A 24,233-nucleotide genomic window follows, 5' to 3' on the forward strand; every position below is an offset into this window, starting at 1 on the left:
CTCCGCCATGCGCACCAGACTGGCCCTGCCCCTCGCCCTCGTCGCCGCTATCTCCGTGGCCGCCACCGCTTGCCAGTCCTCCTCCGGGAAGGACGCGGCGAAGACGGACGGCAAGGACGCGCAGAAGGCCGCGTCGTCGGCCGCCGACTACAACCCGCAGCCGTACGAGAACATCAAGGACGGCGGCACCTACACCACCGTCGGCACCTTCGACGAGCAGGGCAACCCCTTCAACGTCAACGCCACCCTGACCGCCTCCCGGGTCTGGTCCTGGTACAACGCCGACGCCATCACCTACGCACCCACCGGTGAGGTCCAGTACAACCCCGACTACTACAGCGACGTGAAAGTGTCCGTGGAAGGCGGCAACCAGAAGGTCACGCTGACCATCAACCCGAAGGCCGCTTTCAACGACGGCACCCCGATCGACTGGACCGCGATCCGGGCCACCTGGAAGGCCAACAACGGGTCGGACAAGGCCTACGCCGCCTCGTCCACGGACGGCTACGACCGGATCACCTCCGTCGAGCAGGGCAAGGACGCCAAGCAGGCCGTCATCACCTTCAAGGGCGTCAACGCCGCCTGGTCGAGCCTGTTCACCACGTTCCTGCACCCCAAGGCCGCCACGGTCGACAACTTCAACAAGGCGTACGTCAAGACGGCCCACCCCGAGTGGGGCACGGGCCCGTACACCGTCGGAAGCTGGGACACCCACTCGGGCAACATCACCTTCGTACGCAACCCGAAGTGGTGGGGGAAGAAGGGCAAGCTCGACAAGCGCGTCTACGTCAACCTGGAGTCGACCGCGGCGGTCAACGCCTTCAAGAACGGCCAGGTCGACTACGCCCCCGTCTCCGACGCGGAGAGCCTCAAGCAGGTCAAGGGGTTGAAGGGCACGGAGATCCGCAGCGGCGGCAGCCCGTTCGAGTACGCGCTGTACTTCAACACCAAGTCGTCCGTCCTCGCCGAGAGCGACGTCCGCAAGGCCCTCCAGCAGAGCATCGACCGCACCCAGATCGCGAAGATCCAGTTCCAGGGCCTCGACTACAAGGAGCCGCTGCCCGGCTCGGCCGTGCTGTACAGCTTCCAGAAGGGCTACCAGGACAACGTCTCGGCGGTGCTGAAGTACGCGCCCGACGAGGCCAGGAAGACGCTCGACGCGGCGGGTTGGAAGCCCGGGGACGACGGCATCCGCGTCAAGAACGGCAAGAAGCTCGAAGTCGGCTACACGCTCATGGGCGACGACCCGCTGGCCAAGGCCACCGCCGGTGCGTTCGCCGCGATGCTGAAGCCGGTCGGCGTCCACCTCGTGATCAAGAAGGCCGACGACGCGGACTTCTCCAAGATCCTCAGCGAGCGCAGGTTCGACCTCTTCGTGTCGGGAAACCGCTCGACGGACCCGTTCGGGGCCAGTGACCTGTGCGAGTTCTACTGCTCCGACCGTGACTCGAACATCACCGGTTCGGGCACGCCGGAACTGGACAAGGAGATCCGCGCCGCCGCGGACATCGCCGACCTCGACCAGCAGATCACGGCGGTGAACAAGATCGAGCAGAAGGCGCTCCAGCAGTACGCCTTCCTGCCCCTGTACAGCGGCCCCTCGACCTACGGCGTGAAGAAGGGGCTCGCCAACGTCGGCGCAACGATCTTCAACAGCCCGCTGCCGGAGACGGTCGGCTGGCAGAAGTAACGCGCGGCCGAGGGGGAGGCCCGAGGCAGGGACGCCCCGCCAGTCGCCGTGACTGGCGGGGCGGCGCTGCTCGGCGCGGTGGGCGAGTGCCGGGGCCCCGCATCGGCGAGGGCGCGGATCCGGATGGGGTCCACCGCGGCTTGTGCGCCGTAGATCAGGCCCACCGCGGTTTGCGCACTGTAGGGGCGGCGAGCCCTAGCGCACCCGATAGATCTGCCCCGTCTGCGCCCCCTCGACCGAGCGGACGTACGCCGTCGCGACGCGCGCCGCGGGGACGGGCTCCATGCCCGCGAAGAACGGCCCGTAGGCGGGCAGGGACTCCTCGGCCACCGTCGGGCTCACCGCGTTGATCCGCTGCGGCGGGAGCTCGATCGCGGCGGCCCGCACGAACGCCTCGACCGCGCCGTTGGCCGCGGACGCGGCGGCACCGGCCACGATCGGCTCCTCCGTGAGGACCCCGCTGACCAGCGTGAACGAGCCGGTCGCGGCCACATGCCGGGCGCCCTGGCGGACCAGCTCCAGCTGGCTGAGAGCCTTGCCGCGGAACGTCGCCGCGAAGTCGTCCGCGGCCAGCTCGGCCAGCGGCTTGAACACGGCGTCGCCCGCCGCCACGGCCACCGCGTCCAGCGGTCCGGCCTGCGCGTACAGCCGGGCCACGGCCTCCGGGTCGGTGACGTCGAAGACCAGGTCCCCGCTCGTGCGGCCCACGCCGATCACCTCGTGGCCGCGCTCCGCGAGAGCCTTGCGCACCGCCGAGCCCAGCGTGCCGCCCGCGCCGATCAGAAGAACCTTCACAACCCACCATCCAATGCCTGGAGAACGTCTCCCGGAACCACCGGGAGTTCCCCGGGAGTGCCCCAGGGAGGGAACCGGGTGAAACGAACCACCCGGTGCACCCGACGCTACGGATCACGCCCCGCACCCGGAAATGCCATCTGGGCAGTGACTATGCTTGGCAGGCATGGATGTGGAACTGCGTCACCTCAAGGCCCTGGCCGCCATCGCCGAGGCGGGCACCGTCACCGCCGCGGCCGCCCAGCTGCACATGACGCAGCCCGCCCTCTCCCGTACGCTCGCCCAGCTGGAGGCGCGGGTGGGGGTCCGCCTGGTGGACCGCTCGTCCCGGCACCTGGACCTCACCCGGGCCGGGACGACCCTCCTCGGTCACGGGCGCGCCATCCTCGCCCACCTCGACGCGGCACTCGCCGACACCCGTACCGTCGACCGGCCGCTGCGGCTCGGCTACACCTGCGCGGTCCTGGGGCAGCAGACCGTCCCCCTGCTGCGTTCGTGGCGCCACGCGCACCCGCACGCGCCGCTCGAAGTGGTCCGGCAGGACAACAGCACCGCGGGCCTGGCGACCGGCGACACCGACGTGGCGGTGCTCCGCACCGTCCCCGCCGACCCGCGCATCCGCACCGAGGCCCTCTACACCGAGGACCGGGTCGCCGCCCTGCCCGACGACCACCCGCTCGCGGCCCGCGACCGGGTGAGCCTGGCGGAGCTCACCTCCGGCCCGCCGCTGCCGCTGGCCCTGTGGCCGGACACGGGCACCGCCTCGGTGGACCTCTGGCCCCCGGCGCAGCGCCCGGACCGCACGGTCGAGGTGCACAACGTCGACGAGTGGCTGAACCTCATCGCCACGGGCGGCGCGTTCGGCATCGGCGCGGCCGGCACGGCGGAGAGCCACGGCCACCCCGGCGTCCGCTTCGTCCCGCTCGACGACGCCCCCGCCGCCACGGTCTACCTCGCCCGCCCGGCCCACCCCACACACCCGCGGACGGAGGACTTCCTCGCGGCTGTACGGGAGGTGGTCAGCGGCTGACACGCGGGGCCGGCCGTCTGTCGGTCAACTCCCTTACCGCCAGGGGGAGTCGCCACCATCGTCCCCCGTCGGCGAGGGCACGATCCGAATGCTCTGCAGCCCATCGCGGAGGGTGACGCGGTATTCGGCGTCGGTGTAGGTGGGCCAGGTGCCGGTCACGTCCGGCCAGCCGAGCTCGTCGTAGGGGCGTTCGTCGCGCTGCCCGCGGACCTTCATGAACGCCACGCCTGTCACCAACCGGCCCTGTGCGCCGCCCTCTCCGTCGGCGACGAGCCGCAGCAGGGCGTCGTGGCCGAAGGGGCCGTTGAGCGGGGTGACGATGACGGCGCCGGGCGCGGCCTGGTCGAGCCAGGCCTGGGGGACGCGGCGGACCGCGGCGGTCGAGATGATCCTCGTGTACGGGGCCCGGCCCAGGTGTCCCCGCTCCCCGTCCGCGCAGACGACGGTCGGCCGCAGGCCGAGGTGGGCGAGCTTGTCCCGGGCCAGGTCGGCGAGCTGCCGGTCGATCTCCACGGTGACCAGTCGCCCGGGAGGGATCCGCTGGGCCAGGAGCGCCGTGCTGTAGCCGGTGCCGGTGCCGATCTCCAGGGCGCTGTCGGCGGGTTGGGGGTCGAGGTAGTGCAGCATGTCGACGACGACGGCCGGGCAGGAGGCGGCCGAGGTGAACGCCTCTTTGGTCGGTCCGTCCTGCGGCCGCACCCGGCCGTCGGCGACCTGAGTGATGAGTGACGCCTGCGCGGTGTAGACGGCCCGCAGCCACGAACGCGGCCGCGCCGCACGGTCGATGACCGGGTGAAGCCCGTCCTCACCCGGGTGCGGCCACCAGACCTGGTCGGGCACGAAGTGCTCGCGCGGCACCGCCAGGAACGCCTCCCGCAGCCAGGGCCGCTCGTGGAAGTGGCCAGTCTGCCGCGCATCGAGTTCGGCCGCGCACTGAGCACGCAGCTTCCGCGGGTCGACCGGGCTCGGCATGCCGGTCGTGCCCGCCTATTCGTCTTCCGGCGGCGGGGTGGGCTCGGGCTCCGGAGCAGGGTTGCCCGGATCGCCCGGCGAGCTGTGCGGCCCGCCCACCTGACCGTCCGAGTCCTGACGGCTGCCCATGAACACCTCCGGTGTGACGCGGCGACCAACTCGCGGCTGGGGAAGCCGCGTTGTACCGGACGATACCCGCCCTCGCCGGTATGGATGCACCCCGGTGATTCCCCAAAGGCCGGTCTACCGCGCCTGCGCGCGCTCGTTCCGAAGCTCGCCGAGTACGACGACGAGCAGGGGGTGATGACCGGGCTCGACGGGTTGCCGATCGGGATGCCCGGGCGCAGCTTGACGCGTTCTACGGCTGAAGCGCACCCTGGAAAGACGAGGTACACATCGGACATACATCTACATCAGCCACGCGTCGTCGGTACCGCTGATGTCAGCCGGACGGCGCTCGGAAGAGGCCGTCATGTCCACCGCTCGTCAGCTTCTGCGCGTCCGCGTCACAGCCAAGGACGCCGAAACCCTGCGTGCCCTCCTGCGCGAGGCCCGTCCCGACGTCGGGGGCCGCCCGCGCCAGGGCGAGGACGGCACGGTCAGCATCGAGGCGTACGCCTCCCCGGAGGAGGCCGAGGCCCTCGAACGCGAGGGTGTGGTGGTCACGATCGTCGAGGACGCCACGGCAACCGGCCGCGCCCGCCAGGCCGAAGTCGGCGAGGGGGACCGGTTCGCCCCCGACGACGCGGTCCCGCACGGGCTCGCCCTCAAGGTGAAGGACGCCTAGCAGGCCGCCCAGGAGGGACACCATGTCGTACTTGAACACCACCGAGGTCGAGTCCGCCGTGACCAGCCTGGCCACGGCCTTCCCGTCCGCGTGTGACCTCATCGACCTGCCCGAGCCGTCCGTGGAGGGCCGGTCCTGCCACGCCCTGCGCATCGGTACCGGGCCCGCCGGTACCCACGACTGTGTCGTTCTCATCGGCGGTGTGCATGCCCGCGAGTGGGGCAGCTGCGAGATCCTCATCCACCTCGCGGCCGACCTCCTGGAGGCCGGTGCCGACGGTGCCGGGCTCGCCTACGGCGGCAGGACCTACACCGCCGCCCAGGTGCGGAACGTCCTCGACAACCTCGACGTCGTCGTCTTCCCGCTCGTCAACCCGGACGGCCGCCACTACAGCCAGACCGTCGACCCCATGTGGCGCAAGAACCGCAACCCCGCCAACTCCGGCGGCGACCCTTCCCGTATCGGCGTGGACATCAACCGCAACTACGACTTCCTCTTCGACTTCGCCACCGCCTTCGACCCGACCGCCGGGGTACAGGTCTCCGACGACCCGGGCGACATCCAGGTGTACCAGGGCCCCAGCCCCTTCTCGGAGCCCGAGACCCGTAACGTCCGCTGGCTCCTCGACGCGTTCCCGCGCACCCGCTGGTTCGTCGACGTGCACAGCTACTCCGAGGACATGCTCTTTGTCTGGGGCGACGACGAGAACCAGTCGCTCGACCCGGCCAAGAACTTCCGCAACACCGCCTTCGACGGCAGACGCGGCGTGGCGGGCGACCTCGCGTACGCGGAGTTCATCCCGAAGGACGACGCGGACGACAGCACCGTACTCGCTGAGCAGTTCTGCAAGGGCCTGCACGGCGTACGCGGCCGTGTCTACAGCCCGATGTCCGCCTTCCACCTCTACCCGACCAGTGGCACCAGTGACGACTACGCGTACTCCCGGCACATCGTCGACCCCCACAAGGGCAAGATCCTCGGCTTCACCATCGAGTGGGGCAAGAGCTTCCACCCACCGTGGTCGGAGATGAAGCGGATCGTCCTGGACGTGGACTCGGGGCTGGTGCAGTTCTGCCTCACCGCACTCGCGTAGAGGGCGGGGTGGAATGGGGTTGGTGGAGCGATCAGCTCGTCAGGCCAGGGGAGTGCGGTGCAGGGTCACGAGCAGGCGCCACACCCGCTGTGTGATCCCGGCGGGCGTGGCTTCGATGAGGCCGTGCAGCCAGTCGGCGAGCACCCCGGCGAAGGTCGCGGCCACGGCCGAGGCGATCAAGTCGGGCTCCGGGGCACCGGCCAGGCTGCGTTCGGTGCGACTGCGGTTGCGTAGATCCTCATGGAGGGTGCGGCCGAGCGGGCCGCCGCCCCCCGGGCGCAACAGCTCCCGGTAGAGCCCGGCGTGCGGGGTGAGCCGGTCGAAGAAGGCGAGCAGGGCGGGCGGCGGGTTGACGGGGTCGGGCACGCCGCGCCAGGCGTGCAGGGCGTCCACGGCCTCGCGGACGACATCGGCGCAGGCGTCGACGGCGAGCGCCTCCAGGTCGGTGTAGTGGAGGTAGAACGTGGCGCGGCCGACCCTCGCCCTGCGTACCAGCGCGGCGACGCTGACCTCCGCCAGCGGGCGACTGGAGCACTCCTCCAGCAGGGCCTGACGCAGCTTGGCCCGGGTCCGTGCCGCACGGGGATCCTCGTACACCGCGGTCACCGTGCGAGCAGGACCGCGCCGAGCGCGAGCGCGCCGGGCAGCGCCTGGGCGATCAGGATGCGGCGGTTGGCGGTGAGGCCCCCGTACACCCCGGCGACCACCACACAGGCGAGGAAGAACACCTGAACCCGGAACCCGGTCGGATCCCCGGCGATCAGGCCCCAGACCAGCCCGGCCGCCAGGAAGCCGTTGTAGAGACCCTGGTTCGCGGCGAGCGGGGCGGTGGCTCGGGCCATGTCGGCGTCGAAACCGGACAGCTCTCGGCCCGGCTTCTTCTCCCACAGGAACATCTCCAGGATCAGGATGTACGCGTGCAGGGCGGCCACCAGGCCCACCAGCACGGTCGCGGTCGTCTCCATCGGTGTACGCACCCTTCGCATGTCATGGACAGGCGTCCAGCATACATGGGCAGGTGTCCAGTAGTGGCTGAGGTGTGACCTCGCCCCGCCGGTCGAGAAAGCCGAGCACCCCGTACAACCACCGACCCTCATCGCAAGTCTGATCGAGCGGCGTGCACCGATGTGCGTGCCGCTCGGCTCATCAGGAGGGACTTCCTTGGTTTCCGCACGCACCACCCGACGCCGTCTCGGCGCCGGTGTCGCGACCGTTCTCGCTGCGACGGTCGGCGCCGGCGTCCTGGCCGCTCCCGGCGCGGTGGCCGCTCCCGCCGCCGCGACCAGGACCACCGCCGACGCGGCCGACGAGGCGAAGCTGCCCGTCGGCGCCGAAATCGTCAGCACCGGCGACACCGGATACCTCACGTCCCGTACGGGCGACTTGGGCAACACCGTCCTGGAGTGGCACAAGTACGCAGACGGCTCGGTGCTGCCGATCAACACGGGCACCATGGGACACGACAGCGGCTCCGACACCGTCGTGACCAGCGACGGCGGCAGCACGGTCTTCCTGCGGGACATGAAGGCGAACGGCAGCTGGTCCACGTCCTTCAACCTCGCGTCCGTGTTCAAGCCCGGAGCCAAGCTCGTCGGTGTGGTGGGCGAGAACCTCTTCGTGAGCGTGCCGACCACGGGCGACTACCACGAGCTGTGGCAGCTCGCCCAGGTCAACGGGGTCACCAGCAAGACGAAGCTCACGTCCAACACCTACGGCGTGGACTACAAGGTCGTCGCCTCCACCGGATACGACATGCTCGTCCTGGGCAGTGCACGGGTCTTCTCCGGACCCACCTACCGGACCGAGTACTGGAAGGCGCTCACCAACGTCAACAACCACTCGGTCATCGACTGGGGTGGCACGGAGGCCACGGGGGCGTGGACCCAGGACTCCACGGGTGCCTACACCGCCGACTACAAGGCGTGGGTCGAGGCCGCGGCCGGGCGCACCGAGCTCGTCGTGGCCACGCGGGGCACTCGCAAGAAGTTCGCCATGGACAGTTCCCTGAGCGGTGCCGTCATCGCGGGCATCCAAGGGAACACGCTGCTCTACGGAGTCCCGGGCAAGGCCGCCGACGAGACGCGGAGCCCGCTGTACGCCCGGAGCCTCACCGCCGCCGACGCCGCGCCGTACAAGCTCCTGGAGCACTTCTCCAGCGTGGCCCACGCACCGGACGGCAGCCTGCTCGTGCGCGGCTCCACGGCGGACGCCGACGGGCTGTTCCGGATCCACGACGGGGTGAGCGGCCCTCCGACCGTCACACTCGTGGCGGACACCGGCCGGGACATGGCCGTCAAGGTGACCGAGTCGAAGGTCCCCACCGCGGTGGACCTGGAGAAGCCGGGCACCACGGTCCCGATGGAGTGGACGCTGTCCCGCGCGAACGCCACCGTCGACCTCACCCTCACGCACGCGGCCACCGGCAAGAAGCTCAGCCGACATCTGTCCCAGCCGGTCTCCGACAGCCGTTTCGCCTTCACCTGGGACGGCGTCCTGGACGGCATCAGCGCCCCCAACGGCGCCTACACCTGGCAGGTCACCGCGACCCCGGCCGACGGCGCCGGCGCTTCGGCGACCGTATCGGGTAGCTTCCAGGTCTCGCGCCTGGCCAACCCGCACGACTTCAACGACAACGGCTCGACGGACGTCCTCGCGCGGGACGCCTCGGGTGCGCTGTGGCGGGACGACCTCTTCGACTGGCCCTTGGGCAACCAGGTCACTCCCGCCAAGCGGACGAAGATCGGTTCCGGTTGGCAGGTGTACAACCAGATCGAGGCCGCGGGCAACCTCGCCGGTGCTCCGGCGGGCGACCTCGTCGCCCGTGACTCCTCGGGCGTCCTGTGGCTCTACCAGGGCGACGGCGCGGGCAACTTCACCGCCCGCGTCAAGGTCGGCGCGGGCTGGCAGATCTACAACAAGATCGCCGGTGGCAGCGATCTCACCGGTGACGGACGCCCCGACCTCCTCGCCACCGACACCTCCGGCGTCCTGTGGCTCTACAAGGGCACCGGCAACGCCTCCGCGCCCTTCGCGACCCGCACCCGGGTCGGTGGCGGCTGGCAGATCTACAACCAGATCACCGCCGTCGGCGACATCGCGGGCGGCCCGGCCGGTGACCTGGTCGCCCGTGACGCCTCGGGCGTGCTGTGGCTCTACCAGGGCAACGGCGCGGGCAACTTCACCTCCCGCGTCAGGATCGGCGGCGGCTGGAACGCCTTCTCCCAGCTCGTCGGCGCCGGTGACGTCACCGGTGACCAACGCCCCGACCTGGTGGCCTACGGCCCGAACGGCACGTACGTCTACCAGTCGACCGGCTCGACGACGGCCCCGTTCAGTCGGCAGACGACCACGCTGTACGCGGGCGAGGGCAGCAAGTTCAACGCCATCGGCTAGGACTCGGCACGCTCGCTCAGGAGCTGAATGGCCGTCCGCCGCGTGAGACTTCGCGTCGGCGGACGGCACCGGTCGATGTGCCGCACGGAAACGGTGCGTGCGGTTGACGTCGCCTGCTCAGGTCAGCGGGTTGTCCACGACGTTGCCGAGGTACTTGTGGAAGCCGCTGGAGCCCTGTCCCTTGGTGGAGGAGGTCTCGACCTGGAAGAACTTGATGTCGGACTTCTGGTTCCAGGACAGGTTGTTGAACACGGTGTAGTGGCCGCAGCCGCTCTTGCCCACGATGTGCGGGCTCCCGTACTGCTGCTTGCCGTCCGTGCCGGTGACGATGATCCGGATCTGCCCGGCGACCAGGTCCTTGCCGCACGGGAAGGTGACGGACATGGCGCCGTTGAGTGTCTTCTTGCCCCAGGTGAAGGTGCCGCTGCCGCAGGCATACGTACCGCAGGCATCGCTGCGGCCGGTCGCGGCCGCTGCCGGGCCTGCCTGGACAAGCACTCCGGCGAGCGCGGCGAGCCCCGCCGTACCGGTCATGGCCAGCCTGCGCACGGTGGTCTTTCGCACGATGTCCCCCTGTTGTGGCAATGGGCGTCGAATGGAGCGGTCGACACCAGAGGCTAGGGACGCCGTGATCGCGGCACATACAGCGGAGGGTTGAACTTGCCCTCCACCTGTGGCGGCAGCTCGGGGGTAAACCCTCACGGTATTCGCCGCCACAAGCCGGACAGGGTTGAGAGGGTGGGCCGAGGAACGGTCCCAGGTGGGGTGAGGTTGCCGCCGTTGCGCGGACGGTCACCCGTGCCAGAGCTGGGTCGCACCGCCGTAGCAGTCCCACTGGTTCACGACGGTGCCGTTCTCGTGGCTCCACACGGCGTCCAGACACTTGCCGCTGTCCACGTTCACGACCTCGTATCCGTTGCCGACCAGCCGTAGTGTCCACAGCTGGGTCGCGCCGCCGTAGCAGTCCCACTGGTTCACGGCGGTACCGTTGTCGTGGCTCCAAGCGGCGTCCAGGCACTTGCCGCTGTCGGTGTTCACGATCTCCTGGCCGTTCCAGCTCCACTGCTGGGTGGCGCCGCCGTAGCAGTCCCACTGGGTCGCCTTGGTGCCGTTGGTGTGGCTCCAGGCCGCGTCCAGGCACTTGCCGCTGTCGACGTTGACGAAATAGCCACCGGCCGCCGCGAGGGCCGGGGCGCCGGGCTTGGTCTGGGCGTCGGCCGGGGCCGCGGTGACGAGGCCGGCCCCGATGAGGGTGGCGGCGCCGACCGCGAGAGCGGCCAGGTGTTTGGCGTGGTTGCGCGCCATGATGTGTGCTCCTTCACTGATGTGCTGGTGTGGTGGGTGTGGGACGGACGTTGCTGTCCGTCGACAGGGGAGTTACGAGGCGCACGCACCGGAGGGTCATATCGCCTGAGGTGGCGCAGACCCGACAATGCCGGAGGGGGAGGGGGCACACCAGAAAGCGGTCCGTTGAGCGGAACGCCGCGCGTCCGGTGGGGTCGGCCCCCGGAGCCGTAGGCGAGGGGGCGGCTCCACAGCTCACACTTGCAAGATGTTGAAAACCTGCCAATCGGCGCGGACTTGATCCTATTCTTTCCGGGGCTTGCAAGATCATCTGGCCTGTACGAGTCCGGTGGGCGGCGCCACCCATGCCGCGCCGCCGGTCCGTCAACGAGGGGGTAGACCCATGTTCGTCCCGAGAAAGCGCCCGGCGTACGGAAGACGCGGCGCGGCTCTCGCGTTAGGCGCTCTCACGCTCGCCTCGAGCGTGGCCCTGGCCGCGCCGGTGACCGCTCAGGCGGCCGACTCCGCCGGAGTCCTGATACCGGCGCCCGACGCCTACGCCGACCGCGCCGACACGCTCCTCTCCACCAGCAACAACGGGGTCCTGCACCAGGAGGAGGGCTCGGCCAGCTATCTGTGGACCAATACCTACAACCGTCAGACCGTCCCCGTGACGGCTTTGGACGGTGTGCCCAGGGAAGCCATCTTCACCCAGCACGACGAGTACGACCGGGCCGCGTACGCCACCACGGTGGAGGGCACCACCACCATCACGTTGGTCAACGTCGAGAAGAACACGAAGACGGAGCTGACCCTGCCCCAGGGCTACGCCCATCCGCGGATCTCCGGCGGCTTCGTCCTCGCCACCAGGCCGACGGAGGACGGCGGACAGGACCTGCGGGTGCTGCGGCCCAGCGGCGCGGACACGCCGTACGACGTCGCGGTCCGGCTGCCGGCGGGGGCCACCGCCGAGGCCGAACCGGTGCTGTTCGGGGGTGAGTACAGCTCGCTGGTCATCCGCTACCGCATCGGATCGACGTACGGCTACGGCGTCCTCAACGGCATCTCCGGCGCTGTCAGCGCGCTGCCGGTCACGGGCGAGGCGAGCAGCTTCCGCATCACCCGCGATGTGGTCACCTGGTTCACCCGGCAGGGCGGGCAAGGGGTGCGGGTGCTGTCGCGCGACAGGCCCGGCGGCACACCCAAGGTCGTGGAACTGGCGCTGAAGTCCGCCGAAAGCGAGGTCACCGCGTACGTCGTGGGCCGGAACGTCCTGTGGACCGAGGGGCGCAAGGGGGCCCTGAACCTGACGCCGATCGACGGCGCGGAGACCTCCCGCGTCCTGCTCACCGAGTTCGAGCAGGGCCTGGAGCGGTCCGACAGCATGCTCACCGCTCTCGGCCGGACCGCCGACGGCACCCGCGCCATCCATCTGTTCACCGTGGACGGCAGCGAACTCGTCTTCGATCTGCCGCTGCGCGTGCTGAACCCGGTCAAGAAGGCGGACGGCTCGGTGCGGGCGCTCGGCCTGGACCGGGGAACCGTCCGCTTCGCCGACGCGCTGCCGGACTCGGTGCGGCTGTACGGCAAGGACGTCGGCACCGGCCTCGACCCGGTCGCCGGAGCGGATCTGCCGGTCTTCGACGACACCGCGCCGGGACGGTTCGCCGACGGCGGCGACCAGGGACTGGCCCGGCTGGTCACGGATCCGGACACCGGCAAGGACGTCCTGGTGACCGGAGACGAGTCCGGCGACCGTCTGCCGCTGCCCGCCGCGGGCGGCCGTATCGTGGACGTCTCGCCCGAGTACCTGCTCTACCGGGCGCCCGGCGCCGACGGCAAGAACTACGTCGTCGACACCGCCCGCGACAAGATCGTCCGGGAACAGCCCGCGCAGGCGGCCTCCCTGGACCACTCCACGCTCTGGACCGCCCAGCCCAACAGCTCCGGCACGCTCATCGCCACCGATCTGCGCACCGGCGTGGAACGCGGCGCCCTCGCACTCCAGGCGGGCTGCGTCCCCGACGAGCTCCAGTCCAACGGGAAGCTCCTCTACTGGAGTTGCACCGACCAGGACCGGGCGGGGGTGTACGACGCGGCCGCCGACCTCGCGTACCCCGCACCGGCCCATGACGTGCTGCTCGGCGACGGTTTCCTCGCCCAGCGCGTGGCGGGCGGCGACACCGTCCGCCTCACCGGGCTGAACGACGACGGCACCACCGCCGACCTGGGCGCCGTCAGCGGCGTCAAGGACGCGGCGACGGCCGACAGCCGCGGGGTGACCTGGACGGTCGACCGGCACGCGGGCAAGATCGCCTTCGTCGACAAGGACGACACCGTCCACGTCACCACGGTCCAGCGTGCCGTCTCGGCGCTGACGGTCGCCGACAGCACCGTCCCGGCGGCCTTCCGGCCCGGCGAGGGCGCTCTCTGGCAGGCCCGGTGGTGGCTGTCCAAGCCCGCCGCCTCCTGGAAGCTGACCCTGCGCAGCCGTGATACCGGCACCGTCGTACGCACCTGGACCGGCACCGCGACGCGCGGCACCGTACCGGTCTCCTGGAACGGTGGCGTCGCGGACGGCATGGCTGCCGCCGGCGGCTACACCTGGTCCCTGACCGCCGTCCCCGCCGACGGCCAGGGACCGTCACTCCGGGCGTCCGGGGCGCTGGACATCACCGGTTCGTAGCCGGTCGGTCCGGGGAGGGGGCCGGGGGCACGGTCCTCGCGGTCCCCTCCCACGACGCCAGGGGCGCCCGCGCGACTGGAGAAGCGGCACGCCAGCGGCAGTATGAAGGCCGCCGCATACCTATCCAATGGGGTGTGGCTCCGCGATGGGTATTGCATGCTGAGTGGACGGGAGTTTCACTGGGGGCGTTCGGAAGGGAGAGCGTAGTGTGCTCTCAGGAGAACGGAGATGGTCATGTGTCCTTCCGTGACACCGGAGGCCTCGGGGAGCCGCGGTTTTCCTGCGGCTGCCGGTGAGAACGCGCGCACCGAGACGCTGGACGGACGGCGGCTGGAGCAACTGATCGACGAACTGCGTGCGCGCCAGCAGCACCTTCCGGGGCTGGCCGAGCAGCGGCACCAGTTCCTCGACATCGACCCTGACCTGGCGGGACGCAGCTACGTGTCGTAGCCGGGCAACGTTTAGTGCGCATTATCGGCCACCTCGCCGACCGGGCCTGTGGCCGTCCTCAGCCGCGCTCATCAGCCGTAGCAGCTTGATCAAAGTATCGGCTACTGCCATGTAACGGACGCTCTGACCGTCCCCGTTGGTGAGGTCGACCCGCGGTGGACCGTGCGACAGGCGTCAGGTCGGTGGCGCAAATATGTCGGTAGATCGGCAGTCGTGTCGACCAACATCATTACCCGCTGGTTCACTTGCGCACCGGGAGCCTCTCCTCACCCGATCGACCCGATCGGGTAACTCTGGAGGCTCCTTCTTGACGCATGCGCCCCAATCGGAGGGACCAGGATGTCGACCGCAGCGTATCCGCACCAGCACGAGGAGCCGACCGGCCGGGCACAGCTCAGCCTGGGGATCGCCGCCGCGCGGAACCTGACGACCACCACCAAGAGTGTCCCGCAGATGCAGGGCCTCAGCTCGCGGTGGCTGCTGCGCATGCTGCCCTGGGTGGAGGTGAAGGGCGGCACGTACCGGGTCAACCGGCGCCTGGTGTACGCGGTCGGCGACGGCCGGGTCACCTTCGTCCAGGAGGGAAGCGCGGTCCGGGTCATCCCGGCCGAGCTGGGAGAACTCCCGCTGCTGCGGGGGTTCGAGGACGAGGCGGCGCTGCGGGCGCTTGCCGAGCGGTGTGTCCAGCAGCAGTACGGTCCCGGCCAGTTGATCGCGGAGCGGGGCGGGCCCGTCGACCACGTGTATTTGATCGTGCACGGCAAGGTCGAGAAGGTCGGCACCGGAAGCTACGGGGAGGAGACCCGTCGGGGTGTGCTCGCCGACGGCGGGTTCTTCGGCGGGCAGGCGGTGGCCGAGGAGCCGGGGGAGTGGGGGTTCACGGCGCGCGCGATGACGGCGTGCACGGTGCTGGCCCTGCCCCGGGCCGCGTACGAGGAAGTCGCCGAGCGCAACGGCCGGTTGCGGGAGCACGTCCGCGAGCGCCAGGCCGAGAGTGCCCGGCCGCGGAACAGGAAGGGCGAGGCGAACATCGCCCTCGCCTCCGGACACACCGGCGAGCCGGTGATCCCGGGGACCTTCGTCGACTACGAACTCGACCCGCGTGAGTACGAGTTGAGCGTCGCCCAGACGGTCCTGCGGGTGCACAGCCGGGTCGCCGACCTCTACAACGACCCGATGGACCAGGTCGAGCAGCAGTTGCGGCTGACCATCGAGGCGCTGCGGGAACGCCAGGAGTCCGAGCTGGTCAACAACCCGGAGTTCGGGCTGTTGCACAATGCCGACCACAGCCAGCGCATCTCCACCCATTCCGGCCCGCCCACGCCGGACGACATGGACGAGCTGCTTGCCATGCGGCGTGGGACCAAGGCGTTCTTCGCGCACCCCCGGGCCATCTCCGCCTTCGGCCGCGAGTGCAACAAGCGGGGCCTGTCCTTCGACACGGCCGACGTGAACGGCCACCCGGTGCCCGCCTGGCGAGGCGTGCCGATCCTGCCCTGCGGCAAGATGCCCGTCTCCGACGAGGGAACCTCCGCCATCCTCGCGATGCGCCTGGGAGAGGACGAGGGAGGCGTGGTGGGCCTGCGGCAGACGGGCATCCCCGACGAGTACGAGCCCGGCCTCAATGTGCGGTTCATGGGCATCAACGACCAGGCCCTGATCTCCTACCTGGTCAGCACCTACTACTCGGCGGCCGTTCTCGTGCCCGACGCGCTCGGCGTTCTGGAGAACGTCGAGGTCTTCCACAGCCCGTCCTGACCTCAGCGGCGCGAACGGAGAGAAGAACCGGTGTCACAGCTGTCCCGGATGACCGCGCCCGCGGCGCACCACCAAGTGGCGCGACTCGTGGCCACGCTCCTCACCCACAGCCAGAAGAACCGCCCCGCGGCGCCGAAGGCGCTGCCGGGATCCACCTTCCGACCGGTGGGCGTCGGTGTGCCCACCGGGCCGACGGGCCTTGGCACCTCCGCCGCCCGGATCGCCGCCCGCACACCGGCCGACGACGCGCCGCGCGTGACACAACGCGGCGGCGGTGTCCCTGAGTTGTACTGTCCGCCCGCGCTACGGGACGACCCGGCGCTTGGCCGACTGGTCAACGACCGGCTGGTGGAGTGGGCCGAAGGGGTCGGACTCTACGCCGGACGCCTCGAACGCGTACGCGCGGCCGACTTCGGGCGGCTGATGATGCTGGCCCACCCCGACAGCGACGATCCGGACCGGCTACTGGCCGCGGCGAAGTGCGCGCTGGCGGAGTGGGCCACCGACGACTACTACTGCGACGACGAGACGATGGGGTCGCGGCCCGAACTGCTCGGCTCACACCTCGGTCTCGCGTATGCGGCGCTCGACCCCGCCCACCTCCCGGCCGCTCACGCGTCCGCCTGGGAGCGGGAGATGGACGAGGACCCCGTACGGGTGGCCCTGCGCTCGGGTCTTCGGGACCTGGCCGCCTATGCGGACTCCTCCCAGGTGGCCCGGCTGCGCCATGAAGTCGCCGTGCTCTTCGTGGGATACGGGCAGGAAGGGTCCTGGCGCTCTCGCGGGTATATGCCCTCCGTCCGTGAATATCTGGCACACCGTCAGATCAACAGCTTCCTCCCCTGCATCGCCCTCGTCGACGTGGTCGGCGGCCCTCCGCTGACGGCCTCCGAGTACGCCCAGCCGCGGGTGCGCCGCGCCGTGACGATGGCCGCCACGGCCAGCACCCTCGTCAACGACCTGTACTCGATGGCCAAGGAGCACGACTCCTCGGGTGTGGAGTTCAACCTGCCCACCGTGATCGCCGAGGAGGAGCGGTGCTCACCGCGCGAGGCGGTCGAACGGAGCGTGGAGATCCACGACGAGCTGGTGCGCACCTTCGAGAGGGAAGCCGCGGCCCTCGCCCTCACCGGCTCGCCCCAGCTGTGCCGCTTCCTCGCGGGGGTCTGGGCCTGGCTCGGCGGCAATCGTGAATGGCACAGCGGCAGCCTCCGCTACAACGAGGCCTGAGCACACCGCTCTCCCCTTCATCACTGCAATCCGTCACGCGATCTCTGTAATCACCCACGCGGTCATATCCGCATGCACCAAGGAGCCCCCCTATGACGACCACGCCCACCTCCTCCACGGCCCCGGTGCTGCGCACGGCCTACCAGAAGTCCGTCGCGGAGTACTGGAACAACGAGAAGGACCCGGTCAACCTGAGCCTGGGCGACGTCGACGGCCTGTATCACCACCACTACGGGATCGGCGAGTACGACCCCTCCGTGCTGGAAGGCCCGCAGGAGACCCGCGACGCGCGGATCATCGAGGAGCTGCACCGGCTGGAGTCGGCCCAGGCGGACGTCCTCCTCGACCACCTCGGCCCCATCGCCCCCGAGCACCGCCTCCTCGACGCCGGCTGCGGCCGGGGCGGCAGCAGCATCATGGCCAACGCGCGCTTCGGCTGCCAGGTGGACGGCGTGTCCATCTCCCAGCAGCAGGTCGACTTCGCCAACGGCCAGGCCCGCAAGCGCGGTGTGGACGACAAGGTGCGCTACCACTTCCGCAACATGCTGGACACCGGCTTCCCGACCGGCGCCTTCCAGGGCATCTGGAACAACGAGTCCACCATGTACGTGGATCTGTTCGACCTCTTCGCCGAGCACGCGCGCCAGCTGGCCTTCGGCGGCCGCTACGTCGTCATCACCGGCTGCTCCAACGACGTGACCGGTGGCCGCTCCAAGGCGGTCAGCCGGATCGACGAGCACTACACCTGCAACATCCACCCCCGCAGCGCCTACTTCAAGGCCCTCGCCGCCAACGGCCTCGTCCCCATGAACGTCGTCGACCTCACGGCCGCGACGATCCCGTACTGGGAGCTGCGCGCTCAGTCGTCCCTCGCCACCGGCGTGGAGGACCCGTTCCTGACCGCGTACAAGGAAGGCAGCTTCCACTACCTCCTCATCGCCGCCGACCGCGTCTGACGGCTGCGGGGGCGACTGTGGCGTCGTCCGGTTCGCGTTCGCCGGGTCAGGTCATCGCGGGGGACCGCTTCCATGAGGTGCGTACAGGTCGAGCAGCCGCATCCGCGCCTGGGTGAGCCGGTGGGCGAGGACCCGGCCCACCCACTGGGCCACGGCCGCCCCCAGCTGCGGATCGCTGTCGCACATCAGGCGCACGGACGGGGCGTCGAACTCGTACGCGCGCACCGGCGTGGCCGCCTCGGCGCCGAAGTGCCACAGGCAGGGCGGAAACAGCCAGGACCAGCCGACGAGTTCACCGGCGGCCAGGTTCTCGATCGCGGCCGGGCGGCGGCCCGGGACGTGCAGGTCCAAGGTCACCGTGCCGGTGCGGACGACCCAGAAGCGGTCCGCCGTGCGGCCCTCCTCGAACAGGCGCGTGCCCGCAGGGAAGGTCACCTCGTGAGCGGTGCTCATCAACCGGCTCCGGTGCTTCGCGGGCAGCGCGACCGCCATCCGGTCGGCCTGTTTGGTGGTCATGGCCGTGCCTCCTCTCGTCGGTGGACAACTTCGCCCGGCGTGCTGCTCCCAGCGTCGGTGAGCGGCGAACGGGGAGACAGGGGCCGAACGGGCCCTGCCGCAGGGCCTGTTCGCCCCTTTAGTGCGTAGCCGGTCCGGTGCGAGTCTGTGTGAAGAGGGCCGCGACGGTCTTCCCGGGCACCCCTGAGGCCGGAGCGTGGGCCGTCGTAGAACGACTTGGGTATGCGGCTCGGCCCGGTCGACCGCGCCCCGCATCACGCGCCCTGCCCGGTGGGGGTCGTATCCCACGACTGAGCGCCCCCGCACGCGGTACCCATACCGACGGCACGCCCCCGACGAACCGGGAGACACCATGACCAAGCACCGTCCGCCGAACCTGGCCGCCCTGGACGCCCACTGGCGCGCCGCGAACTACCTGTCCGCCGGGCAGATCTATCTGATGGACAACCCGCTGCTCACCGAGGAGCTGCGGCCCGAGCACATCAAACCGCGCCTGCTCGGCCACTGGGGCACCTCGCCCGGCCTCAATCTGGTGCACACCCATCTGAACCGGGCGATCGGCGAGCGCTCGCTCGACGCGCTGTGCGTGTGGGGTCCGGGGCACGGCGGCCCGGCGGTGCTGGCCAACTCCTGGCTCGACGGCTCGTACTCCCGCGTCTATCCGGACGTGAGCCGGGACGCGGCGGGCATGGCGCGGCTGTTCCGGCAGTTCTCCTTCCCCGGCGGTGTGCCCAGCCATGTGGCTCCCGAGACTCCCGGCTCGATCCACGAGGGCGGCGAACTCGGCTACTCCCTGGCGCACGCCTACGGCGCCGCGTTCGACAACCCCGGTCTGCTGGTCGCCTGTGTGATCGGTGACGGGGAGGCGGAGACGGGACCGCTGGCGACGTCGTGGCACTCCAACAAGTTCCTCGACCCGGTCCACGACGGCGCCGTACTGCCCATCCTGCACCTGAACGGCTACAAGATCGCCAACCCCACCGTGCTGTCGCGACTGCCCGAGCCCGAACTCGACGCGCTGCTGCGGGGATACGGCCACGAGCCGCTGTACGTCACGGGCTCCGACCCGCGCAAGGTGCACCAGACGATGGCCCGCGCCATGGACCACGCCCTGGACCGCATCGCCGAGATCAAACGGACCGGAGTCCGGGCGTCCTGGCCGGTGATCGTGCTGCGTACGCCCAAGGGCTGGACCGGACCCGCCGAGGTCGACGGGGAGCCGGTCGAAGGCACCTGGCGCTCCCACCAAGTGCCGCTCGCCGCCGTGCGCGAAAACCCGGAGCACCTGCGCCAGTTGGAGGCGTGGCTGCGCTCGTACCGCCCGCGGGAGCTGTTCGACGCCGACGGCCGCCCCACCGCGCAGGTGCTGTCCTGCGTGCCGGACGGCGAGAGCAGGCTGGGTGCGAGCGCGCACGCCAACGGCGGCCTGCTCACCCGCGAGCTGCCGCTGCCGCCCCTGGAGCACTTCGCCGTCCCCGTCGACAAGCCGGGCGCGACCCTGCACGAGCCGACCCGGGTCCTCGGCGGTCTGCTGGCCCAGGTGATGGCGGACACCGCCGAGCGGCGCGACTTCCGGGTGGTCGGCCCCGACGAGACCGCCTCCAACCGCCTGGGCGCCCTCTTCGAGGTCACCGGCAAGGCGTGGCAGGCGGAGATCCTGGAGACCGACGAGCACCTGGCCCGCGACGGCCGCGTGATGGAGGTCCTGTCCGAACACCTCTGCCAGGGCTGGCTGGAGGGCTACAACCTCACCGGCCGCCACGGCCTGTTCTCCTGCTACGAGGCGTTCGTCCACATCGTCGACTCGATGGTCAACCAGCACATCAAGTGGCTGAAGACGTCGCGGGGCCTGCCGTGGCGCGCCCCCGTCCCCTCCCTCAACTACCTGCTCACCTCGCACGTCTGGCGCCAGGACCACAACGGTTTCTCGCACCAGGACCCCGGCTTCGTCGACCACGTGCTGAACAAGAGCCCCGAGGTGGTACGGGTCTACCTCCCGCCGGACGCCAACACCCTGCTGTCCGTGGCGGACCACGTCCTGCGCTCGCGCGACTACGTGAACGTGGTCGTCGCCGGCAAGCAGCCATGCTTCGACTGGCTCTCCCTCGACGAGGCCCGCGGCCACTGCGCGCGCGGGGCGGGCATCTGGGAGTGGGCCGGCACCGAGGGCCGCGACCGGGAGCCCGACGTCGTCCTGGCCTGCGCCGGAGACGTGCCCACCCAGGAGGTCCTGGCCGCCGCCGGGCTGCTGCGCCGCCACCTCCCGGAGCTGGCCGTGCGGGTCGTCAACGTCGTCGACATGACGAAGCTGCTGCCCCGTGAGGAACACCCGCACGGCATGTCCGACTTCGAGTACGACGCGCTGTTCACCCGGGACAAGCCGGTGATCTTCGCCTACCACGGCTACCCGTGGCTGATCCACCGGCTCACCTACCGCCGCGCCGGCCACGGCCGGCTCCACGTGCGCGGCTACAAGGAGTCCGGGACCACCACCACGCCCTTCGACATGGTCGTCCGCAACGACCTCGACCGCTACCGGCTGGTCATGGACGTCATCGACCGCGTCCCCGGCCTCGCCGTGCGCGCGGCCACCGTCCGCCAGACCATGGCCGACACCCGCACCCGCCACCACGCCTGGATCCGCGACCACGGCACCGATCTGCCCGAGGTCGCCGACTGGACCTGGAGCGGCTGATCCCCACCGGAGGTGGATCATGCAACGCCACATCACGGCCGGACTCGACGGCTCGCGCGAAAGCTTCGACGCCGCCGACTGGGCCGCCCGCGAAGCCGTACGGCGGGGCCTTGCCCTGCACCTGCTGTACGTGGACGAGGAACCCGCCGACTCGGCCTCCCTCCCCGGCCCGGACGGGCCCGCCGAGCGCACGGCCCTGGACCGGGCCGTGACGCAACTCGCCCACTCCCACCCCGGCTTGGAGATCAGGCGCGCCCGCGCGCTCGGGCAGCCCGCCGCCACCCTGGTGGAGGCGGCCGGGACCTCCGAGGCCCTGGTGCTCGGCTCGCGCGGCTTCACCGGATTCGCCGCGTTCCTGGTCGGCTCGGTCGCCCTCGACGTCACCGCGCGCGCCGCGTGCCCGGTCGTGCTGGTACGCGCGGGGGAGCGGCCCGAGGACGAGCGGCAGGGGCTGGCGGGCACCGGCCCGTACCGGCCCGTGGTCCTCGGACTCGACCTGGCCCACCCCTGCGACGACCTGCTCGCCTACGCCTTCGACGCGGCCGCGAGTCGGCACGCGCCGCTGCACGTCCTGCACGCCTGGAGCGTGCCGCTGGTGCCGTCGGCGGACGCGGACGATCCGGCGGCGGAGAAGGCCCGCGCTCTGTCCGCGGCCCTGTCCGCGTGGCGGCACAAGTTCCCCGACACCGACGTGCGGGAGCACGCGGTCCACGGCCGGGCGGGCCACCATCTGCTGCTGGCCTCCACCCGGGCGAGCCTGCTGGTCATCGGCCGCCGCACCGGCATGGGCGAGCGGCTGGGACCGGTGGCCCACTCGGTGATCCACCATGTGCTGTGCCCGGTGGCGGTGGTGCCGCACGGCTGACCGGGAAGCGAGAGGCCCGTGCGCCGGGGGGTGTCCCCGGCGCACGGGCCTGTGCGGTGCCTGCGGTCAGGTGAGTGGGACTGGGACTCTCCCGTTCATTTCGGCCGGTCGCCCCCGCGCAGCAGGGTCGCCGCGTGGTCCGGTACGTACGACTGGAGATTGCGCGGCGGGCGCTGGTACGAGGTGGCGGGCGGCCGCTCGGGAAGGGACAGCGGGGTGCGCGGGACCTCTCGATAGGGCACCGAGGCGAGAAGATGGGCGATCATGTTGAGCCGTGCCTTGCGCTTGTCGTCGCTCTCGACGACGTGCCAGGGGGCCTCGCGGATGTCGGTGTGCTGGAACATCTCGTCCTTCGCCCGGGAGTAGGCCTCCCAGCGGGTGAGGGACTCCAGGTCCATGGGGGAGAGCTTCCAGCGGCGCGTGGGGTCCTCGAGCCGACGGCGGAAACGCTGCTCCTGTACTGCGTCGCTCACCGAGAACCAGTACTTGAGCAGCAGGATGCCGTCCTCCACGAGCATCCGCTCGAAGACCGGGCACTGGCGCAGGAACCGCTCGTGCTCCTCGTCCGTGCAGAAGCCCATCACGTGCTCGACCCCGGCCCGGTTGTACCAGCTGCGGTCGAACAGGGTGATCTGGCCGGCGGCGGGCAGGTGCGCGCAGTAGCGCTGGAAGTACCACTGCGTGCGCTCGCGCTCGGTCGGCCGGGGCAGGGCCACGGTCCGGGCGACGCGGGGGTTGAGGTGCTCCGCGACGCGTTGGATCGTGCCGCCCTTGCCCGCCGCGTCGCGCCCCTCGAACACGACGACCAGCCGGGCGCCGTCCTGACGTATCCACTCCTGAAGTTTCACCAGTTCGGTCTGGAGCCGGTACAGCTCCCGCTCGTACACGGCGCGCGGTATCGCCGACGACACACCGGCCGCCGCGCCGCCCGACCTGCCCGACTTCTGACCCATCGTCGTCTCCCTCTGTCCGTCCTGCGCCTCCACGCCAGGGTGCGGCAGGGGAACGCGGCCGGGGAGGGGCCGATCAGCCTCTCGTCCTACGGGGCCGAGGGCGGCGCGGCAGCGCGGCGGCCTCCGTCGGCGGTATGGCCTGTTCCTCGTCGGCCGCGCGGACGGTGGAGACGTCGGGGCACGTAGGCGACGCCCTGCGCGCAGGCCGCGCCCCACCTGCGATGCTGTCGCCGAACGCGCAATCCTCGTACCCCACTCCAGACACGTGACGACCGCCAGTCCCCGGGATGACGCCCCCTCGGCGATCGGCTCGGCGCGAAAACCGGACATTGGGTCTCGGGCGCGTTGCTGGCAGGAAGCCGTGGTGTGAGACTCGGGGCGCCTCGCCGGAGGAACTCGCCGGTGTCTTCGGCGGGCAGCCTCACGACTCGCGGGGCTTGGACCCTCTTGTCTGTACGCGAATGTCTGTACACGCCGCGTGTCGTTCAGGCTCCAAGGACCTCTGGCGAGGAACCCGGAGAAGACCCATGCCCAAGAGACGCAGCCTGCTCGCGCTGTTCACCGGGGCGCTGGCGATGCTGTCCGTCGCGGCGGTCGGCACCCCCGCGCAGGCCGCGGGCTTCAGCCCGATCAACGTCTGGAACTCGAGCCACTGCCTCGACAACGCCACCGAGAACGCCGCGAAGCTCCACATGTGGTCGTGCACGGGTGGCTCCGAGCAGAAGTGGCTCGAAGGGTTCAACACGCAGACAGGCCTGTTCACCTTCACCAACCAGCGCACGGGACGGTGCATCACCGCACCGGCCTGGGGCTCGGGCACGGTCACGGTGGAGTTCTGCAACGCGGCCGCGACCACCCAGCAGTGGCGCGTCTTCTATGCGGACAACCCCAACGGGCCGCCGTCGGGCTGGTACCAGGTGTGGCAGAACGTGTCGAGCGGGCTCTGCCTTTCGACGCCCAGCGTACGGAACGGAACCCTCCTGCAGGCGACCGTCTGCGATCCTTCCCACCAGTACTACAGGTGGCACCAGCAGTAACGGCGTAAAGCGCTGGACAGCCCCGAGAGGCTGGGCGAGCATC

The 24,233-nt window shown here is 70.6% G+C and carries 21 protein-coding genes; 13 read left to right on the forward strand and 8 right to left on the reverse strand.

From position 1 onward, the window contains the following. The first annotated feature begins 7 nt into the window (after positions 1-7). On the forward strand, positions 8-1,690 hold the full coding sequence (locus tag BX283_RS36105; RefSeq protein ID WP_180357361.1) for an ABC transporter family substrate-binding protein: 1,683 nt from the start codon (positions 8-10) through the stop codon (positions 1,688-1,690). Positions 1,691-1,885: 195 nt separating this feature from the next. Here the strand turns inward: BX283_RS36105 and BX283_RS36110 are convergent, their stop codons facing one another. Further along, positions 1,886-2,500 (reverse strand): short chain dehydrogenase, encoded by a 615-nt coding sequence (locus BX283_RS36110; RefSeq protein ID WP_373979661.1) that lies wholly within the window; start codon positions 2,498-2,500, stop codon positions 1,886-1,888. 151 nt (positions 2,501-2,651) lie between these two features. Between BX283_RS36110 and BX283_RS36115 the strand changes: the two genes are divergently transcribed. Continuing rightward, positions 2,652-3,515: a LysR substrate-binding domain-containing protein gene (locus tag BX283_RS36115; RefSeq protein ID WP_101391600.1), complete on the forward strand. Its 864-nt coding sequence runs from the start codon at positions 2,652-2,654 to the stop codon at positions 3,513-3,515. A gap of 33 nt (positions 3,516-3,548) precedes the next feature. On the opposite strand, the gene BX283_RS36120 is transcribed toward BX283_RS36115, so the two are convergent. Continuing rightward, positions 3,549-4,487, reverse strand: a complete 939-nt coding sequence (locus tag BX283_RS36120; protein ID WP_101391601.1) for a methyltransferase domain-containing protein — start codon at positions 4,485-4,487, stop codon at positions 3,549-3,551. A 472-nt stretch (positions 4,488-4,959) separates the two neighbouring features. Here BX283_RS36120 and BX283_RS36125 point away from each other — a divergent pair, with 472 nt between their 5' ends. Together BX283_RS36125 and BX283_RS36130 are read left to right on the forward strand one after the other, a co-directional pair. After that, positions 4,960-5,274, forward strand: a complete 315-nt coding sequence (locus tag BX283_RS36125) for a hypothetical protein (protein ID WP_101391602.1) — start codon at positions 4,960-4,962, stop codon at positions 5,272-5,274. A 22-nt stretch (positions 5,275-5,296) separates the two neighbouring features. After that, the gene (locus BX283_RS36130; RefSeq protein WP_101391603.1) at positions 5,297-6,367 is read left to right on the forward strand and encodes a M14 family metallopeptidase; all 1,071 of its coding nucleotides are present in this window, start codon (positions 5,297-5,299) and stop codon (positions 6,365-6,367) included. 39 nt (positions 6,368-6,406) lie between these two features. On the opposite strand, the gene BX283_RS36135 is transcribed toward BX283_RS36130, so the two are convergent. Continuing rightward, complete coding sequence (locus tag BX283_RS36135; RefSeq protein WP_101392797.1) at positions 6,407-6,964, reverse strand: TetR/AcrR family transcriptional regulator; 558 nt, start codon at positions 6,962-6,964, stop codon at positions 6,407-6,409. A 5-nt stretch (positions 6,965-6,969) separates the two neighbouring features. Further along, positions 6,970-7,332: a DUF1304 domain-containing protein gene (locus BX283_RS36140; protein ID WP_101391604.1), complete on the reverse strand. Its 363-nt coding sequence runs from the start codon at positions 7,330-7,332 to the stop codon at positions 6,970-6,972. A gap of 196 nt (positions 7,333-7,528) precedes the next feature. Here BX283_RS36140 and BX283_RS36145 point away from each other — a divergent pair, with 196 nt between their 5' ends. Then, on the forward strand, positions 7,529-9,760 hold the full coding sequence (locus tag BX283_RS36145; RefSeq protein ID WP_101391605.1) for a VCBS repeat-containing protein: 2,232 nt from the start codon (positions 7,529-7,531) through the stop codon (positions 9,758-9,760). A gap of 117 nt (positions 9,761-9,877) precedes the next feature. Here BX283_RS36145 and BX283_RS36150 read toward each other — a convergent pair whose 3' ends face one another. After that, the gene (locus BX283_RS36150) at positions 9,878-10,324 is read right to left on the reverse strand and encodes a hypothetical protein (RefSeq protein WP_101391606.1); all 447 of its coding nucleotides are present in this window, start codon (positions 10,322-10,324) and stop codon (positions 9,878-9,880) included. A gap of 228 nt (positions 10,325-10,552) precedes the next feature. Next, positions 10,553-11,065 carry an RICIN domain-containing protein gene (locus BX283_RS36155; protein WP_101391607.1) on the reverse strand — a complete coding sequence of 171 codons (513 nt, stop codon included), beginning with the start codon at positions 11,063-11,065 and terminating at the stop codon, positions 10,553-10,555. Between the two features lie 382 nt (positions 11,066-11,447). Here BX283_RS36155 and BX283_RS36160 point away from each other — a divergent pair, with 382 nt between their 5' ends. From BX283_RS36160 to BX283_RS36180, 5 genes are all read left to right on the forward strand, one after another. Beyond that, positions 11,448-13,730, forward strand: a complete 2,283-nt coding sequence (locus tag BX283_RS36160; protein ID WP_101391608.1) for a hypothetical protein — start codon at positions 11,448-11,450, stop codon at positions 13,728-13,730. A 234-nt stretch (positions 13,731-13,964) separates the two neighbouring features. Continuing rightward, positions 13,965-14,180, forward strand: a complete 216-nt coding sequence (locus BX283_RS36165; protein ID WP_143676555.1) for a hypothetical protein — start codon at positions 13,965-13,967, stop codon at positions 14,178-14,180. Between the two features lie 339 nt (positions 14,181-14,519). After that, positions 14,520-15,938 carry a family 2B encapsulin nanocompartment shell protein gene (locus tag BX283_RS36170; protein ID WP_101391610.1) on the forward strand — a complete coding sequence of 473 codons (1,419 nt, stop codon included), beginning with the start codon at positions 14,520-14,522 and terminating at the stop codon, positions 15,936-15,938. A 30-nt stretch (positions 15,939-15,968) separates the two neighbouring features. Continuing rightward, positions 15,969-17,168, forward strand: a complete 1,200-nt coding sequence (locus tag BX283_RS36175) for a family 2 encapsulin nanocompartment cargo protein terpene cyclase (RefSeq protein ID WP_257584118.1) — start codon at positions 15,969-15,971, stop codon at positions 17,166-17,168. A gap of 92 nt (positions 17,169-17,260) precedes the next feature. Then, positions 17,261-18,124: a geranyl diphosphate 2-C-methyltransferase gene (locus BX283_RS36180; protein WP_101391612.1), complete on the forward strand. Its 864-nt coding sequence runs from the start codon at positions 17,261-17,263 to the stop codon at positions 18,122-18,124. 51 nt (positions 18,125-18,175) lie between these two features. Here the strand turns inward: BX283_RS36180 and BX283_RS36185 are convergent, their stop codons facing one another. After that, positions 18,176-18,640, reverse strand: a complete 465-nt coding sequence (locus BX283_RS36185; RefSeq protein ID WP_101391613.1) for a Crp/Fnr family transcriptional regulator — start codon at positions 18,638-18,640, stop codon at positions 18,176-18,178. 352 nt (positions 18,641-18,992) lie between these two features. On the opposite strand from BX283_RS36185, the gene BX283_RS36190 reads away from it, so the two are divergent. Both BX283_RS36190 and BX283_RS36195 read left to right on the forward strand, forming a co-directional pair. Beyond that, the gene (locus BX283_RS36190; RefSeq protein WP_101391614.1) at positions 18,993-21,335 is read left to right on the forward strand and encodes a phosphoketolase; all 2,343 of its coding nucleotides are present in this window, start codon (positions 18,993-18,995) and stop codon (positions 21,333-21,335) included. 19 nt (positions 21,336-21,354) lie between these two features. Further along, positions 21,355-22,200 carry a universal stress protein gene (locus BX283_RS36195; RefSeq protein ID WP_101391615.1) on the forward strand — a complete coding sequence of 282 codons (846 nt, stop codon included), beginning with the start codon at positions 21,355-21,357 and terminating at the stop codon, positions 22,198-22,200. A 95-nt stretch (positions 22,201-22,295) separates the two neighbouring features. Here the strand turns inward: BX283_RS36195 and ppk2 are convergent, their stop codons facing one another. Continuing rightward, positions 22,296-23,153 carry a polyphosphate kinase 2 gene (gene ppk2, locus BX283_RS36200; protein ID WP_101391616.1) on the reverse strand — a complete coding sequence of 286 codons (858 nt, stop codon included), beginning with the start codon at positions 23,151-23,153 and terminating at the stop codon, positions 22,296-22,298. Between the two features lie 527 nt (positions 23,154-23,680). Between ppk2 and BX283_RS36205 the strand changes: the two genes are divergently transcribed. Continuing rightward, complete coding sequence (locus BX283_RS36205) at positions 23,681-24,190, forward strand: RICIN domain-containing protein (protein ID WP_101391617.1); 510 nt, start codon at positions 23,681-23,683, stop codon at positions 24,188-24,190. Positions 24,191-24,233: the final 43 nt, after the last annotated feature.

The organism is Streptomyces sp. TLI_146 (assembly GCF_002846415.1).
In the GTDB taxonomy this organism is placed as follows: domain Bacteria; phylum Actinomycetota; class Actinomycetes; order Streptomycetales; family Streptomycetaceae; genus Streptomyces.